Annotated in this window: 14 protein-coding genes; 7 read left to right on the top strand and 7 right to left on the bottom strand. The window is 32.8% G+C overall.

Annotated elements, in window-relative coordinates:
• Nucleotides 1-25: 25 nt before the first annotated feature.
• Nucleotides 26-310, bottom strand: a complete 285-nt coding sequence (gene groES / locus MN187_RS07735; RefSeq protein ID WP_117973255.1) for a co-chaperone GroES — start codon at nt 308-310, stop codon at nt 26-28.
• A 156-nt stretch (nt 311-466) separates the two neighbouring features.
• Here groES and MN187_RS07730 point away from each other — a divergent pair, with 156 nt between their 5' ends.
• Nucleotides 467-1,057: a CPBP family intramembrane glutamic endopeptidase gene (locus tag MN187_RS07730; RefSeq protein ID WP_117973254.1), complete on the top strand. Its 591-nt coding sequence runs from the start codon at nt 467-469 to the stop codon at nt 1,055-1,057.
• A gap of 35 nt (nt 1,058-1,092) precedes the next feature.
• Here MN187_RS07730 and MN187_RS07725 read toward each other — a convergent pair whose 3' ends face one another.
• Nucleotides 1,093-1,728: a redox-sensing transcriptional repressor Rex gene (locus MN187_RS07725; protein ID WP_071457448.1), complete on the bottom strand. Its 636-nt coding sequence runs from the start codon at nt 1,726-1,728 to the stop codon at nt 1,093-1,095.
• Nucleotides 1,729-1,911: 183 nt separating this feature from the next.
• Here MN187_RS07725 and MN187_RS07720 point away from each other — a divergent pair, with 183 nt between their 5' ends.
• Entirely contained in the window at nt 1,912-3,849 is a 1,938-nt protein-coding gene (locus MN187_RS07720) for an ABC transporter ATP-binding protein (RefSeq protein WP_242093749.1), read from the top strand.
• Nucleotides 3,850-3,993: 144 nt separating this feature from the next.
• Here the strand turns inward: MN187_RS07720 and MN187_RS07715 are convergent, their stop codons facing one another.
• The 3 genes from MN187_RS07715 to queG form a co-directional block, all read right to left on the bottom strand.
• Nucleotides 3,994-5,985: a bifunctional metallophosphatase/5'-nucleotidase gene (locus MN187_RS07715; protein WP_233519185.1), complete on the bottom strand. Its 1,992-nt coding sequence runs from the start codon at nt 5,983-5,985 to the stop codon at nt 3,994-3,996.
• 147 nt (nt 5,986-6,132) lie between these two features.
• The gene (gene yjeM, locus MN187_RS07710; protein ID WP_242093747.1) at nt 6,133-7,632 is read right to left on the bottom strand and encodes a glutamate/gamma-aminobutyrate family transporter YjeM; all 1,500 of its coding nucleotides are present in this window, start codon (nt 7,630-7,632) and stop codon (nt 6,133-6,135) included.
• Nucleotides 7,633-7,791: 159 nt separating this feature from the next.
• The gene (gene queG, locus MN187_RS07705) at nt 7,792-8,970 is read right to left on the bottom strand and encodes a tRNA epoxyqueuosine(34) reductase QueG (RefSeq protein ID WP_241699427.1); all 1,179 of its coding nucleotides are present in this window, start codon (nt 8,968-8,970) and stop codon (nt 7,792-7,794) included.
• A 105-nt stretch (nt 8,971-9,075) separates the two neighbouring features.
• On the opposite strand from queG, the gene MN187_RS07700 reads away from it, so the two are divergent.
• A complete protein-coding gene (locus MN187_RS07700) occupies nt 9,076-10,221 on the top strand; it encodes a competence protein CoiA (RefSeq protein WP_242093745.1) in 1,146 nt (381 codons plus the stop codon).
• 24 nt (nt 10,222-10,245) lie between these two features.
• Complete coding sequence (gene pepF / locus MN187_RS07695; RefSeq protein ID WP_241699425.1) at nt 10,246-12,060, top strand: oligoendopeptidase F; 1,815 nt, start codon at nt 10,246-10,248, stop codon at nt 12,058-12,060.
• Nucleotides 12,061-12,097: 37 nt separating this feature from the next.
• Here pepF and MN187_RS07690 read toward each other — a convergent pair whose 3' ends face one another.
• Together MN187_RS07690 and MN187_RS07685 are read right to left on the bottom strand one after the other, a co-directional pair.
• Nucleotides 12,098-12,697, bottom strand: coding sequence for a DsbA family protein (locus tag MN187_RS07690; protein ID WP_117973248.1), 600 nt, complete (start codon nt 12,695-12,697; stop codon nt 12,098-12,100).
• A gap of 105 nt (nt 12,698-12,802) precedes the next feature.
• Nucleotides 12,803-13,384, bottom strand: a complete 582-nt coding sequence (locus MN187_RS07685; RefSeq protein ID WP_117973247.1) for a CYTH domain-containing protein — start codon at nt 13,382-13,384, stop codon at nt 12,803-12,805.
• 135 nt (nt 13,385-13,519) lie between these two features.
• On the opposite strand from MN187_RS07685, the gene yjbM reads away from it, so the two are divergent.
• The 3 genes from yjbM to MN187_RS07670 are packed head-to-tail and all read left to right on the top strand — an operon-like array spanning nt 13,520 to nt 15,883.
• Nucleotides 13,520-14,194, top strand: coding sequence for a GTP diphosphokinase (gene yjbM / locus MN187_RS07680; protein WP_147590036.1), 675 nt, complete (start codon nt 13,520-13,522; stop codon nt 14,192-14,194).
• Complete coding sequence (locus tag MN187_RS07675; RefSeq protein WP_117973430.1) at nt 14,184-15,002, top strand: NAD kinase; 819 nt, start codon at nt 14,184-14,186, stop codon at nt 15,000-15,002. The genes yjbM and MN187_RS07675 overlap by 11 nt, the downstream gene beginning before the upstream one ends.
• A complete protein-coding gene (locus tag MN187_RS07670; protein WP_241699423.1) occupies nt 14,999-15,883 on the top strand; it encodes an RluA family pseudouridine synthase in 885 nt (294 codons plus the stop codon). The genes MN187_RS07675 and MN187_RS07670 overlap by 4 nt, the downstream gene beginning before the upstream one ends.
• Nucleotides 15,884-15,894: the final 11 nt, after the last annotated feature.

The raw sequence follows: 15,894 nt of genomic DNA, 5'->3' as shown, positions 1-15,894 counted from the left end.
TATTATTCACCTCATCATTTTATTTTTATTCTACGATTGCGATTATATCTTTGTCGTGTAGTACTAAGTAATCTTCACCAGAGTCACTGACTTCTTGACCGGCATATTTTTCGAATAGGACAGTTTGTCCAACGCTTACAGATACGGATAATTTTGTCCCATTTTCTAAAGTACGACCATCACCAATAGCAATGACCTCACCTGTTTGAGATTTTTCTTTTGAAGCTGATGTTAAAACTAGTCCACTGGCAGTTTTTTCTTCCGCTTCTTTTACTTTAATAACAACACGATCTCCTAATGGTTTTAACAATGTGTATCCCTCCATAATTTTATTTTTTAGCACTCTTGTTTAATGAGTGCTAATTACATCTTTTATAATACAGATAAATGTTTTTTTTTGCAAGTATTTTGATACAATAAGAAAAGATATCAAAATCAACGATAGAAAAGATAGGTGTAAGCACAGATGACATTGAATCGAAATATGATTTATACAAGTTTTCTATATTTATTTTTATTGAACAGTCATTTATTTTTTTCATTAAATAACAATCAAACTATGTTGCTTTATAGTGTCATAGTATGGTTAATTTTAGTTATTTATTTTAAAACGACAAAAAAAGATACGTTAACAAAATCAACTTCTTCTATAAAAAAAATAGCATGGTGGGGAGTTGTAGGTCTGTTGTTAAGTTTTATGGTCCAATGGGGATTTTTATTTATCACTAATATGATTTCTCCAAGTTTAAATCTCAACACAGATATATCAGGTCAATCAACTTATTTATTTTTGCTTGTCTCTATTTTATTTAATCCTATCATGGAAGAATTGGTTTTTCGGTTTAGTTTTGTCAATTGGATTGGACAAAAATTACCGATTTGGGTGGGGATTGTAGTAAGTTCGCTGATTTTTATGTTGATGCACACAAGTGGGAATCTGATGATTTACTTTGGTTTGGGTATGGTTTTTTCATATATTTATAAAAAAAGTGGAAGTATTTTAACATCTATTCTGGTACATATGGTGATGAATGGGATAGTGCTTTGGCTAAATTAAAAAAGCTTAGCGACAGCGGTCGATAAGCTTTTTATTTAGTCTTCTTTGTAGTTAGATAAGAAGTAGATTAATGTTTGCATTTCATTTGTTAGGTCAACATTTTGAATTTGAACATCCTTTGGAACGTTGATACGAATTGGTGTGAAATTCATAATGCCTTTGATTCCGGCTTCAACTAGACGGTCAGCATTTTCTTGTGCATGTGCTGGTGGGACAGTCAAAATGGCAACATCAATATGTTGTGCACGAATTTGTTCGACCATATCATTAGCATCATAGATAGGAACGCCATCAAGTATGCGACCAACAATATCAGGTTTAACATCAAATGCAGCACTGATACGAATACTATCACTTTGATGGAAACGGTAGTTCAATAATGCGTGTCCTAAATTACCAACACCGACAAGAGCTACATTTGTTAAACGATCTTCATTTAACGTTTTAGCAAAAAAAGTCATTAAACTTTCCACGTCATACCCGTAACCACGTTTACCTAGTTCCCCAAAATAAGAAAAGTCACGTCGAATAGTAGCACTGTCAACTTTCACAGCCTCACTTAACTCAGTTGAAGAGACTTTTTTCTTTCCTGAATCAAATAAAAATTTTAAATATCGATAATACAAAGGTAACCTTTTGGCAGTTGCCTTTGGAATAGTCGTGTCTTTCATAATAATTCCCCTCACTTTTCATATACCCTCATTGTTATAAAGTTCACGTTAATAGGATACCTTTACTAAGGGATAAAAGCAATTTTTACGCTTATATTTGAGTAATTCTGAACGATAAATATACCAAACATATCTTATGTTTTATGATAAACTGTTCTTATAAGTTAAAAGATGGAGGACGTCATGATTTTATTACAAGCTAACAATGTCTCTAGATTATTTGGAGATGACGTATTATTTGAAAATATACAATTAGATATACAAGATAAAAGTCGAATTGCGCTTGTTGGACGTAATGGTGCAGGGAAATCGACATTATTAAAAATATTAGCTGGCATTGAAGAGCCAGATACAGGTTTAGTTACGAAAACAAGAGATTTAACAATGGGTTATTTAGACCAACATACTGGTTTAGAATCAGATAAAACGATTTGGGAAGAGATGCTTAGTGTCTTTGACTATGTTCAAGAGATGGAAAAAAACTTACGACAATTAGAAAAAGACATCGCCGATCCAAATATCCATGATGATGAAGAAAAATATCAACAAGTACTAAAAGATTACGATAAATTACAACATGAGTTTAATGAAATGAATGGGTATGGTTATGAGTCTGAAATAAAATCTGTTTTACATGGATTTCGTTTTGATGAAAGCTATTTTGATGTCCCAATTCAAAATCTATCAGGTGGTCAAAAAACTCGTTTAGCATTGGCTCGTTTGTTATTGGAAAAACCTAATCTACTCATTTTAGATGAGCCGACTAACCATTTAGATATTGATACATTAAATTGGTTAGAAGGGTATTTACACGGCTATCGTGGGGCTATTTTGATGGTATCCCATGACCGTTATTTCTTAGATAAGATTGTGAATGAAGTATATGATATTAGTCGAAGAAAAATTAGTCATTATAAAGGTAATTATTCGAAGTTTTTAGAAATGAAAGCTGAGAGGTTAGAACAAGAAGAAAAAGAATACGAAAAACAGCAGGATAAAATTGCAAAACTAGAGGACTTTGTGGCACGAAACATTGTACGCGCATCAACAACAAAACGAGCACAAAGTCGTCGTAAACAATTAGAAAAAATGGAAAAATTAGAGAAGCCTTTAGGTGATGAGAAATCAGCTCATTTTCTATTTAAAATCAATCGCACGTCAGGTAGAGAAGTGCTAACGCTGGATGATGTGGCAGTGGGGTATGATGATCTTATTTTGAGTGAACCTATTAATCTAGCTTTGCGTAAACAAGAATCCATTGCTTTAGTTGGCCCAAATGGAGTTGGTAAATCAACATTATTAAAGAGTATTATTGGAGATATTCCATTTATTAAAGGAACAGCTGATATTGGCCATAAAGTAGATATTGGTTACTATGACCAAGAACAAGGAAAACTTAGTGGAAGTCAAAGCGTGTTGGAAGAATTATGGCGTGAGCATCCAACGACACCAGAAAAAGATATCAGAACACTTTTAGGTAGTTTTTTATTTTCTGGAGAAGACGTTAAAAAAACGATTAACTTATTAAGTGGGGGGGAAAAAGCGAGAGTAGCATTAGCAAAATTAGCGATGCAAAAAGATAATTTCCTTATTCTTGATGAGCCGACTAACCATTTGGATATTGACAGTAAAGAAGTTTTGGAGAATGCGTTAATCGAGTATGATGGAACATTATTATTTGTTTCTCACGATCGTTACTTTATTAATCGAATCGCAACAGGCGTTTTAGAGTTGTCAGAACATGGTAGTACTTATTATCATGGGAATTATGATTACTACCTCGAGAAAAAAGCAGAAGAAGAAGAAAGACAAGCTTTATTGAATGAAACACAAGACAATGTAGTGAATCAAGTAACTAAAGATAAATTAAGTTACGAAGAATCAAAAGAGCGACAAAAAGAACAACGTAAACTGGTGCGATTAGTTGATTCATTGGAAGCTGAGTTGCAAGAAGCAGAAGAAAAAATAGAATCTATCCAAAAAGAGATGGAGCAACCAGAGATTTTAGAGGATCATGAACAACTCTTAGATTTAGATAAAGAATTACAAGAAACCTATGCTAAACAAGAAACGCTATTAGAATCTTGGGAACATGCTTCAGTGGAGTTAGAGTCATTTTAAAAAAGAGGCTGACCCAGAAGTCTTAAAATAGAAAAAATCCCGTGAAATCAGTTTATTAAAATATTGATTTCATGGGATTTCTGTTTTATTAGTTTGGTGATTTTTATTTAATAAATTACTTTTGGGCCAGCCTCTTTTTAGTGACTATTTTTTTCGAATTTGGTTTATTTGGGAATATAAATCTCCAGTTGTTTTAACATTTTTTAATTTTGTTTTATCAATGTTAGCTTTTTTACTTAGTTTTGTTATATCATCGTCGTTGGCAACTTCATCCACATTAATTGATTTTATATTGGTTACTTTTCCGTCTTCCATACTTGGAATCTCAATAATATCATCATTAATCAATTCAGCAACGTCTTGATGAGCTTTAGAGTCAGTATCAGTACCAACGATTTTCCAATTATTCAGTAACTTACCTTCATAGACACCATTTTTTTCTTCTTTGATATATCGAGCAGATAATTCACGAATACGACCTTCAACTTCACCAAAAGCATCAGGAGAAAAGGTAGAGTATACTTGGTTGAATTTTCTACCAGCTAAAGGCCCTTCTTCTGAAGTTAAGAAATTCATTCGATATTGATTCATTCCAATTTTCAAAGGCTCATTTAAATCAATAGGGGTGTCATCAAGTCGTCTTAAATTAGTAATGCGTTTACCAGCTGGTTGGGATAAATCAATGTCGTATTTTACATTGTAAAAGCGATCGTTTGTGTTGTATTTATTGATTCTTCTTTTTGGATTATAACTAATGGTGACATCTCCTGGTTGGCTTTGATTGTAGTAATCAGCTCCCCATTCCATGTAGTCTTTTAAGTCTTTTCCGGTAATATCAAAGACTGTCACTTCGCCATCAGTAAATTGATAGTTTCTGGCAATATCTTTTTTCTTAATGTCACCGATATCTAATGACGGTGTATCGGTATCGATTTGGAAAGCCACAACATCAGCATTTTTACTATAATGAAGCATCACTTCACCAAAGAAGTTAACTAAAGGTGTTTCTTCTATTTGAGCATTTGAAATCCCTTTAATATCGTTTTTAGGAACTAAGTCCATTCCAGTTAATTGACCAACGACAGTATTCGCGACTTTACGCGCTTTTTCATGAGATGATTTTAATAAATCATTGATTTCCTTATCTTCCTTATATTTAGCAACTTCAATCGCTGATCCTTTTTTATTTTTTACTTTGTAGCCATCTTTTGTTTTGTCTAATGTTAAATCAACGCGTGAGACAAATCGACCATACTTATCAGGTTCTACAATTAAGACATTATTAATGTATTCCTCTTCTACTAATTTATGCATGTGTCCGGCAAAAACCACATCTAATTCAGGAATGGCTTCAGCCATATCCGCAACACCAGTATTATGTACATCATTTTCATTATCTAATCCCATATGTACTACACCAACTAAAACATCGACTTTACTTTTCAACTCTTTTACAACGTTAATCGTTTCTTTGACTGGGTCTGTTAGTTTTTTTCCATCAAAAATTGTAGTATCTTTTTTAAATTCCGCAACCATTGGAGTGGTCATTCCAATAAAACCAACTTTAATCCCATCTTTTTCAATAACTTTGTAAGAATCAAAATAAGGTTGATCATTATCTAATTTAACATTACCTGCTAGGACAGCTCCATCAAATTGGTCAGTGATGTTGTCTAAAACATCAAAACCATAATCAAATTCATGATTTCCCATAGTCCAAACATCGTACTTAAGAGCTTTTAGTACAGTTGTTGCAGGGTGATTATCATCGTTTTTAAAAATTTCAGCTGAGTTGTCTTGAATTAAATCCCCGGCATCAACAAGTAGAGTATTCTTATTGTTATCTCTAACTTCTTTTACGATAGTTCCAATTTGAGAAAAACTACCGATTTTATTTTCGACATCTGTTGTATAATCCCAGGCCATATACCGACCGTGAATATCAGATGTTCCTAAAATGGTTAATTCTTTTTGTTCTGACTCTTTTTTCTTAGAAGAGTCTTCATTTGTTTTAGTTGTACAACCAACTAACCCGACAATCCCTAATAATGTGATTGTTGCTAATTTAACTTTTTTCATAATCTGTTGTATATCACCTTTATTTGATATACTTCTCCTTTCGATTTTTGGCGACATTTATGTATCCCCTTACAAAACCTAACATAGCTGTTTATAAATAACAATATCAAAAGATAAAGTGTTATATTTTTAGTATATTTGGTATAACATAGTTGAATCATAAAAAAAACCAAAGTGCATATAAGCGTACTTTGGTTTTGGTATTTAGTCTTTTTTACGTTTCTCGTAGCGATTGAATAAAAGTAGGGCAATTAATGAAAATAATACGGGTCCGGCAATTTGCCATAGCGTATCTCCCCAAACAGGACCACCTTCTCTAAATAATGGTTCAATAATGGTAAAGATATTAGCAAACCCAATAACAGCCATGACGACTATTGTGCTCACCATATATTGTGTTTTTGTTTTAAAGATATTAATAGAATGATCAATATCTGTTTTTTGTTTAAATGCTGGAAATGCTCCTGTTAAAAATAGATAAGGAATTGTCATAGAAACATTAACCATTAAGGTTAAAACATTATAGAAAGATTGAGCATCTTTTCCGCCAAATGATACAAGTGCTAAGATGACAACAACAATCACACATTGAATCCACATAGCAAAAGCTGGCATGCCTTTGTCATTTTCTCTAACCATTTTTTCAGGCCAAAGTCCTTTTGGTGTTCCTTCGATAATCGTTTTTAATGGCGAATAGATTAAAGTAAAGAAAGCACCTAAGTAAGCTAGAAACATGGATAAACCTGTAAATCTAGCAAATGCATGCCCAATGGCTAAAGCAGTATCTGTTGATAAATTAATTGCTCGACCTAATTCAAATCCTAGATTATTCATTAAGACATAAGTGATATTACCAAGATTGACATTATTACCACTTAAAACAGAATCCCAGTTTGTTGACACACCCCATAAAAGAATGGTTAATGCATACCCAATAGAGATGATGATAGCTGAAAGAATAACTCCTTTAGGAAAGTTTTTTTCAGCGTTTTCTGTTTTATCAACTAAACCACCGACAGCTTCCAATCCTCCATAAGCAAAAATAGCAAATACTAAAAATGAAATAATGGCCAGTGGAGAATTAAATCCTGGATTAGGTGAATCAATAAAACTTTTCATGCCTTCGATTGGTTGAGCGACTTGTCCTTTGTTAAAAACTAAAATAATTAAGCTGACAACGATTAATACAACATTTAAAAATGTTACAGCAATCCCACCAACAGATGTGATTTTAGTGATTTTATCTAATCCTCTTGCTGCGAAAAAGGTGACAATAATAATAAATAAAATAGCAAGTAATCCAATTGTTTGAGTCGAATCAAGACCAAATAAACTCCAATAATTGGTGTGATCTGAACCTGAGTAAGTGGTTGATAGCGTAATGAATACCTTAGTTGATACATTAACCATCCAAATGATATAAGAGGTGTACCACATAAATGTCCCAATGAACGCATATTTTGGTCCAACAGATTTTTCCATCCAAGTGTACATCCCACCACTTTCATGTTTGAAAGTAGACCCATATTCAGCCATCATAAGTGCATATGGTATAAAGAAAAAGAGTGCAGCTAAAATATACCAAATGATTGCACCGTATCCCATACGATAAAAGGCGACTGGAGCATTACCAAACCCGAATACCGAGGTAAAAATCATTAAGATTAAACCGAACAGGGTTACTTTTTTTGTTGCTTTTGTCATAAAAAATCCTCCTTAAATTAAAATACATTGTTATACCCCATAGTTATAGTATCAAATATTCTGATAATAGATTAAAAGAACTGAGTAAAATGTTAGTAAATTTACTCAGTTCTTTTAATATGTTTATTAAATTATTACTTTTTTATTAGCCTATTCTTACTAAAAATCATCTATTATCTTATTTTTTTTTAAAATTCTCATTCTGTCGATTGCTTTTCTCATTTCTTCTTTTGCTTCATCGTCAGTTTCTTTGTTAAAGTATTCGATTAAAAAGTCAAGGATAGCCCGATTGTTTGGGTCAATTACACTGAGTGACCAGGCAGCTGTTCCTCTTATAACAGGACGAGGGTCATTTTCTATACAGCTTAATAGATTAGGAATACTTGTTTTATCTCTCACATTTGCTAATGCAATAATGGCATTTCGTTGGATTGGTTTTTTCCCCCGCCAAGATCCGGCAAGGTAACCAAAGCGTTCTTTAAATTCACGATTGGAGATTGTTAATATCGGTTTTAGTAAAGGCGTCACGATTTCAGGGTCTGGTTCCATTTCTTTATGAAAATGAAAGTTTTTCCCTTTATTAAAAGGACAGACTTCTTGGCAAATATCACATCCATAAATAATTGACCGGATTTTTGGTCGGTATTCTTCAGGCATGAATCCTTTTGTTTGTGTTTGATAGGATAAACATTTTTGAGCATTCATCCTACCATCTCCTAGTAAAGCAGAAGTGGGACATTGATCGATACACTTAGTACAATCGCCACATTGATTTTCAATTGGCATGTCTGGTTCAAATGGAATATTTGTAATAATTTCACCTAAATAAACATAGGACCCAAACTCTTCTGTGATTAATAATCCGTTTTTTCCAATAAAACCAAGTCCTGCTCTTTGTGCCACAACAACGTCTATTAATTCACCAGTATCGACCATTGGTTTAAATGTTACGTTTAAGTTTTGAGATGCTTCTTCTTTGATAAAGTCGATTAGTTTATTCAGTCTGTCTTTTAAAATATCGTGGTAATCAATCCCCCAAGATGCTCGAGCAAATTTTCCACGTTTTTCACCTCGGACAGATTTTAAGCGGTTATTCATTCGTGTTGGGTATGCTAGGGCAATTGAAATAATAGATTGCGGTTGATCAAAAATTAATTCTGGAAAAAGGCGCTCATCAATGTTTCCATGTTCAAAGCCTGTTGTATGATGGTTTTCTTTTTGTTCGATGAGACTATCTTTTAAATGATCAAATGGTTCAGCAGTAGTAAACCCAATCTTATCAATGCCAATTTCTTTACTTGCTTCAATTATTTTTTGTTTTAATAAGTGAGTATCCAACGCATTATCCCTCCAGTTTGATTCTTTACTAAGTATCAAACAAACCTTTTTATATTTCAAGCTTTTTTCTGCTATTTGCGAATGTAGTTTAAAAGAGGTGAAAATATGCTTGTTGCAATCAATAAAAAAGAAGAGATGATTATGAGTCAACATGCTACTAAAAGAGAAACGTATTATTGTCCATGTTGTCATGGTGAAGTCATTTTAAAAAAAGGTGAGATTAAGTACCCACATTTTGCACATAAAAAAACAACTGTTTGTCAGACAGCTACTGAAAATGAGTCTTTTGAGCATGTAGCAGGAAAACTACTTATTGCTAAAAATTGTGAGATATTTGGTTCAGAGTGCCAACTTGAGGCCTATTTACCAGAAATTAACCAACGAGCAGATGTATTGATTGATAAAACTCTGGCAATTGAATTTCAATGTAGTTCATTAAGTATTGAACGGTTAAAAGAAAGAACAACACATTATAAACAAAATGGTTACCAAGTTTTCTGGATTTTAGGCCAGAAGTTAGGACAGTTGACCAGTTTGACAGAATTGAAAAAACATTTTATTTATTTTGATAATGACAGAGGATATGTTGATTTTTGTTTGTTGATTGATAAAGAGATGTTAGTTATGACACATTATTTAGCCCATAATGGTAAAGATATGATTGTTCGAAGGAAAAGCTATTCGCTACAGGATTATAGCTTAAAAGAGTTGTTATTGAAACAGTGTGTGATCGCTAGTTATAGTGTTTTAAGTCCATTAAAAGAGGTGAGTCGAAGAAAAGATAGACTATCCAGGCGTTTGTTGCAATCAGATAAGTCATTAAGAGTGTTACAAGAGTATTTATATCAACAATCGTATCATTTATTGTATTTACCAGAAGTGGTGTATTTACCGAGTTTATATCATCCTTTCTTTAAAGAGACAGAGCTAGTAGTTCGTTTGATTATATTTAATGAATTAAAGCATCAAAAAAAGAGGTCTTATGTTGAATTAAAAGAAAGGATTATAAGTGAGATACCAGACGAAATGTTGGATGATTACGCTAATTTAGAAAAATATCAAGTCATAGATTATTGTTTATCTCTATATCTCCACTTTTTAAAAGAACTAACAGTCATTGAAGAAATATCTCAAAATGTATTTCATGTTAAAGAAGAGGAGGTATTGAATAACGCTCAATGGAAAAAATTTTTAAAAAAAAGAAGTGAAAGACTAACTCTTCCGTTAAAATATGATATGATTATTAAGTGATAATGAGAAAGGGGTTATTTAAAGATGAGTGAAACAAAACAATTACCAAATCGTTCGGAACTACCAGAGGACTTAACATGGGACTTAACACCTATTTTTGCATCAGATGATGCCTTTAACGATGCATTAGAGTCATTAACATCAGATTTAGAAAAAGCAAGCGAGTATCAAGGAACATTAAAAAATGGTGCAAAGGCTTTTCTATCAGCGATTGAATATGTATTATCTATTCATCGTACGACAGAAAAAATTTATGTGTACTCACATTTAAAAAATGATCAAGATACAGGCAATGCGACTTACCAAGGCGTGTATGCAAAAGCTAGCACGATTGCAGCTAAAGCAGGGGAGGCTGTTTCATGGTTTGGTCCAGAAGTTTTAACATTATCAGATGAGACAATAGAGGCATATTTTAAAGAAGAATCTGGTTTAGAAATCTATCGTCATTTTATTAATCAAATTACGGCAGATAGAGCACACACCTTATCTGAAAAAGAAGAAGCGTTACTAGCTGGGGCAAGTGAGATATTCTCAGCATCAAGTCATACTTTTTCTATACTAAATAATGCTGATTTAGAATTTCCAATTGTAACAGATGAAGAAGGTGAAAAAGTTCAATTATCTTCAGGAATGTATGGTCAATTAATGGAAAGTACTAATCGCGAAGTTCGTAAAGAAGCATTTGAAGGATTGTACAAAGTATATAAACAATTTAGAAACACGTTTGCAAGCACGTTATCTTCCCACGTGAAAAAACATAATTTTAACGCACAGATTAGAAATTATGAATCTGCTAGAGAAGCTTCTTTAAGTGCTAATCATATTCCAGAATCAGTCTATGATACATTGTTAGATGTGGTACATAAAAATTTACCATTATTACATCGTTATGTTGCATTGCGCAAAAAATTATTAAATGTTAGTGAGTTGCATATGTATGATATGTATACACCAATATTAGGTGATGCACCAATTCGTTACACTTATGACGAGGCAAAATTAAAATCACTTGAAGGGTTGTCTCCATTAGGTGAAGAATACTTAGAAATCGTTCAAGAAGCGTATGGTGACCGTTGGATTGATGTGGTTGAAAACAAAGGTAAACGCAGTGGGGCATATTCTTCAGGAAGTTATGACACAAAACCTTATATCTTATTAAATTGGCATGAAAGTTTAAATCATTTATTTACGCTAGTTCATGAAATGGGACATAGTGTTCATAGTTACTATACAAGAAAAAATCAGCCTTATGTGTATGGCGATTATTCCATCTTTTTAGCAGAAATTGCCTCAACAACTAATGAAAACTTACTAACAGATTATTTGTTAAAAACAGAAAAAGATCCGAAAGTTAAGGCCTTTATTTTAAATCATTACTTGGATGGTGTAAAAGGCACAATCTTTAGACAAACGCAATTTGCTGAATTTGAACATTTTATTCACACAGAAGATGCGAAGGGAACACCATTAACAAGTGATTATTTAAGTGAGTACTATGCTGATTTAAATGCGAAATACTATGGTGATTCGGTAGAGCGCGATCCAGAAATCGCGTATGAATGGAGTCGTATTCCTCATTTCTACTATAATTATTATGTGTATCAATACGCAACAGGTTTTTCTGCTGCAACTGCTTTAGCAGATAAAATCATTCGTAAAGAAGATGGGGCTTTGGAAAATTACTTAACTTTCTTGAAATCAGGAAATAGTGACTACCCTATTGATGTCATGAAACGCGCTGGTGTTGATATGACACAATCAGCTTATATTGAAGAAACGATGAAAGTATTTGAAGCGCGTCTTAATGAATTAGAAACATTAATTGAGTCATTTGAATAACATAAAAGGAATGCTCTAGCATATAGGGCATTCCTTTTTAGTGTTCTAATAATTTTGCGTAATTTGTTTGTGTGTGTTCGACTTTTAATAATTGTTTGATTAAATCGGTTGAAGAAAAAGCATCAATTAACACACCAAAATTTCGAGTTGAGTCATAATTAAAAATGACAGCTTTGGCGAATCGATTGATACCCATCTCATTTGCTATTTGTTGATCTATTTTAAAAAATTCTTTAATTAGTTTAGATTGTCTATCTAATTTAAACGTCTCTTTATCAGCATTGATCTTAGTTAAAATCATATCAACTAATTCATCTGAATAAGCCATTTTTTCTTTTCCTACTAAATTTTGTAAATGAAATAAGAACTTTCGTCCCATCTTTTTTCCTTGAAGTTGTGCTGCTTTAACGTCTAAACAAGCAGAATAAACTGTTTCAATTAAGTGATTTCTAAAAACTAAATCGTTTGTAGGGTAGTTATTATCAATCAAGTAATGGTGGATAATTAAAGGATTTAATATAGGAATTAATTTCAAATAGACTTTAGTCTCTTCGTGTTCGATGGCTTCTAAAAAGCGTTGCTCAGACAAAAGACAAAGTTCATCTAACGGATTAACAAATAAATATATCTCTACCATTATGCCCCTCCCTTATATAAGAAAACTGTTTTACTACTAACGAATAATGTAACAAAGATTCACAAAAAATAAAAGGGAAAAGTCTTTCATATCAATGTTTTAAAATCAACTTCGATATTCTATCATACGTGCTATTTTTTTGCTAGCAGGACGCCTTTTTATCTCTTCTTTTATTAAAAAATCATTAAAAAATTGTTCTCCTTGTGAAGAAACAGTTACCTCCATTTCAAGTTCAAAATCAATCATCTTATCAAAATAGTTCTCATCAACGACTAGCAGAGTATTATTATTTAATTTTTTCTCGCGTCTATTAGTTGTTAATGATCCAATCATATTTAATTCATTTATCGGGACGTTAATTGATTCTAAATAACGAGCCACTTCTCCTTGTGCATAAATCCGCTTTTCTTTTATTAAATGAGTGATTTGCTCCTCGGTTAAATTATCGGTAATCTCTTGATAAGCATGTTCATTTTTAGTTGGGATTTTTAAGGTGCATTCATTTTTTCCAACACGTTTTCTAAGTCGCAACCCCATTGATAGCTCTTTTAATTGTGTATTTGGTGTATCGAAATAACAATTTGTTTGAGAAAAAGCTGGCGTTGTTGGAAAATATTTCATTATCAGTTGTTCAAATTCTATTTTAGTTAACATGTTTTTAAATTCGATTTCTAGTTCTTTAGACACAATCTTCACCTCGTTGATAGTGTAATGAAATCATTCTAAAAAAACAACTATAATGACCTTATTTGTAAGCTAACTTTTTAAGAACAATTATGTTAAAATATAGCATGTATGTTGATAACAAAGGTGGCGAATAGGATGGAAGAAAGAAATTGGCAATTATTTTTGGCACCATACGAACAAGCAGTTTCAGAATTAAAAGTTAAACTTCGAAATATTCGAACACAGTATAAAGAAAATAATTTGCATACTCCAATTGAATTTGTCACAGGTCGTGTAAAGCCTAAAGATAGTATTTTAACGAAAGCAACATTACGTGGTATTGAGTTGGATAGATTAGAGGAAGATATGCAAGATATTGCGGGACTCCGTGTAATGTGTCAGTTCGTTGAAGATATTTATGAAGTGGTGGCACTTCTTCGGAAACGAACAGATTTTAGAATTATTCAGGAAAGAGACTATATTACCAACAAAAAAGCAAGTGGATACAGATCTTATCATGTGGTAGTAGAATACCCTGTTCAACTTATTATGGGTGAAAAAAATATTTATGTTGAAATACAAATACGTACCTTAGCAATGAATTTTTGGGCAACGATTGAACATTCGCTTAATTACAAATATGATGGCGAATTTCCAGAAGAAATTAATAAGCGGTTAGAGCTAACAGCAGAAGCTGCCTATTTGTTGGATGAAGAAATGTCAAAAATACGTGATGAAATTCAAGAAGCCCAACATCTCTTTTCATATCGAGACTTGGATCACTTGGAAAGATACGTCAATGAAAAGAGGGAAGATAATGATGAGAATTAGAGTCTATTCTAATCGTAAACCAACCTCAAGAAAAGTTACGCAAGAACTTTTGTCAAAGCTCCGAAAGGCAGGGTTTATTTTAGATAAAAAAAATCCAGATGTTGTTATAACGATTGGTGGAGATGGTACGTTATTAAGTGCATTTCATGCTTATGAAAATCAATTAGATACTGTTAGGTTTATTGGTGTTCACACGGGACATCTAGGATTTTATACTGATTGGCGAGATTATGAGATAGATGAATTAGTTCGAAGTTTGAAAGAAGAAAAGCAAAATAGTGTGAGTTATCCATTGTTAGATGTTTGTTTAACTTATACGAATAATATGGCAAACAGACATTTTTTAGCACTTAATGAAGCGACGATTAAAAATGTGGAACGAACTATGGTAGCAAATGTCTATATAAAAGATGAGTTGTTTGAATGCTACAGAGGAGACGGCTTATCTGTTTCAACGCCAACTGGTTCAACAGCGTATAGTAAAAGTTTAGGAGGCGCAGTTGTTCATCCACGAGTAAATACACTTCAATTAAATGAAATTGCCTCACTAAATAATCGAGTTTATCGTTCATTAGGTTCTCCGATGATTATTGCACCAGATGAATGGATTAAATTGGATATGAAAAAACGAGAAACATATAGTTTACATGTGGACAACTTGTCGTTAACTAATTCTAATATTAAACAAGTGACATTTCGTTTGTCAGAAAAAAGAATTCATTTTGCCTTGTATCGGCATACCCATTTTTGGCGCCGTGTGAATAACGCCTTTATAGGGACTTCAAAAGAAAGTAGCGAGAGAATATGAGATTTAGTTGGACAGTAGATGAAGAAAAAACTACGTTAAAACGTTTTTTAAATAATAAAGGAGTATCAAGGCGACTTTTAGCTAAAATAAAGTTTCAAGGTGGGACACTTTTAGTTAATAAGCAAGTTAGAAATACAAAGTTTGAAGTCAAATTAGATGATGTCGTGACGATTATCATTCCAGATGAAGGGGAGCACGAAACGATGCTTCCTTTTGAATCCAAACTAGATATTGTGTATGAAGATGAGCATTTGCTAATAGTTAATAAACCAACAGAAGTGGCCTCTATTCCATCGCAATATCATAAAAATGGTACGATGGCCAATTACGTTAAATATTATTACAATCAGCAACAATATGTTAATCGTATCATTCATGTCGTGACGCGCTTAGACAGAGATACAACAGGTTTGATGATGTTTGCAAAACATGGATTTGCCCATGCGATGATGGACAAGCAACTCCAATCAGGTGAGTTAAAAAAATATTATCATGCATTAGTTGGTGGTGATTTGTCTCGTTTAAAAAAACATGAAACCATTGATTTGCCGATTGGAAGAGATGAGACATCTATTATTAAACGTTGTGTCATCGAAAATGGTCAACGTGCAATTACGGAATATAAATTAGTTGAAATAAATCGCGATATTGCCCACGTTGCTGTACAGTTGCATACAGGAAGGACACATCAAATTCGTGTCCATTTTTCAGCAATTGGTTGTCCTTTAATCGGTGATGAGTTATATGGTGGGGACTTAACAAAAGGATTGAATAGGCAAGCACTTCATTGTCAGAAGTTGGTTTTCCTACATCCATTCACAAGAGAGGAATTAACATTTGAGTTGCCATTACCAAATGATATGGAAGAGTTAATAGAGTAAGGGGAGTCGTT

Source organism: Vagococcus sp. CY52-2 (assembly GCF_022655055.1).
Classification (GTDB): domain Bacteria; phylum Bacillota; class Bacilli; order Lactobacillales; family Vagococcaceae; genus Vagococcus.
The sequence above is the reverse complement of the archived record's forward strand: the minus strand, read 5'-3'. Positions and strand labels throughout refer to the sequence as shown.

What these genes read in the sequence shown, in the direction of transcription:
- MN187_RS07725 (WP_071457448.1), bottom strand. Translation starts at nt 1,728, where the DNA reads ATGAAAGACACGACTATTCCAAAGGCAACTGCCAAAAGGTTACCTTTG.
- MN187_RS07700 (WP_242093745.1), top strand. Translation starts at nt 9,076, where the DNA reads ATGCTTGTTGCAATCAATAAAAAAGAAGAGATGATTATGAGTCAACAT.
- MN187_RS07675 (WP_117973430.1), top strand. Translation starts at nt 14,184, where the DNA reads ATGAGAATTAGAGTCTATTCTAATCGTAAACCAACCTCAAGAAAAGTT.
- pepF (WP_241699425.1), top strand. Translation starts at nt 10,246, where the DNA reads ATGAGTGAAACAAAACAATTACCAAATCGTTCGGAACTACCAGAGGAC.
- MN187_RS07720 (WP_242093749.1), top strand. Translation starts at nt 1,912, where the DNA reads ATGATTTTATTACAAGCTAACAATGTCTCTAGATTATTTGGAGATGAC.
- yjbM (WP_147590036.1), top strand. Translation starts at nt 13,520, where the DNA reads ATGGAAGAAAGAAATTGGCAATTATTTTTGGCACCATACGAACAAGCA.
- MN187_RS07715 (WP_233519185.1), bottom strand. Translation starts at nt 5,985, where the DNA reads ATGTCGCCAAAAATCGAAAGGAGAAGTATATCAAATAAAGGTGATATA.
- MN187_RS07670 (WP_241699423.1), top strand. Translation starts at nt 14,999, where the DNA reads ATGAGATTTAGTTGGACAGTAGATGAAGAAAAAACTACGTTAAAACGT.
- MN187_RS07690 (WP_117973248.1), bottom strand. Translation starts at nt 12,697, where the DNA reads ATGGTAGAGATATATTTATTTGTTAATCCGTTAGATGAACTTTGTCTT.
- MN187_RS07730 (WP_117973254.1), top strand. Translation starts at nt 467, where the DNA reads ATGACATTGAATCGAAATATGATTTATACAAGTTTTCTATATTTATTT.
- yjeM (WP_242093747.1), bottom strand. Translation starts at nt 7,632, where the DNA reads ATGACAAAAGCAACAAAAAAAGTAACCCTGTTCGGTTTAATCTTAATG.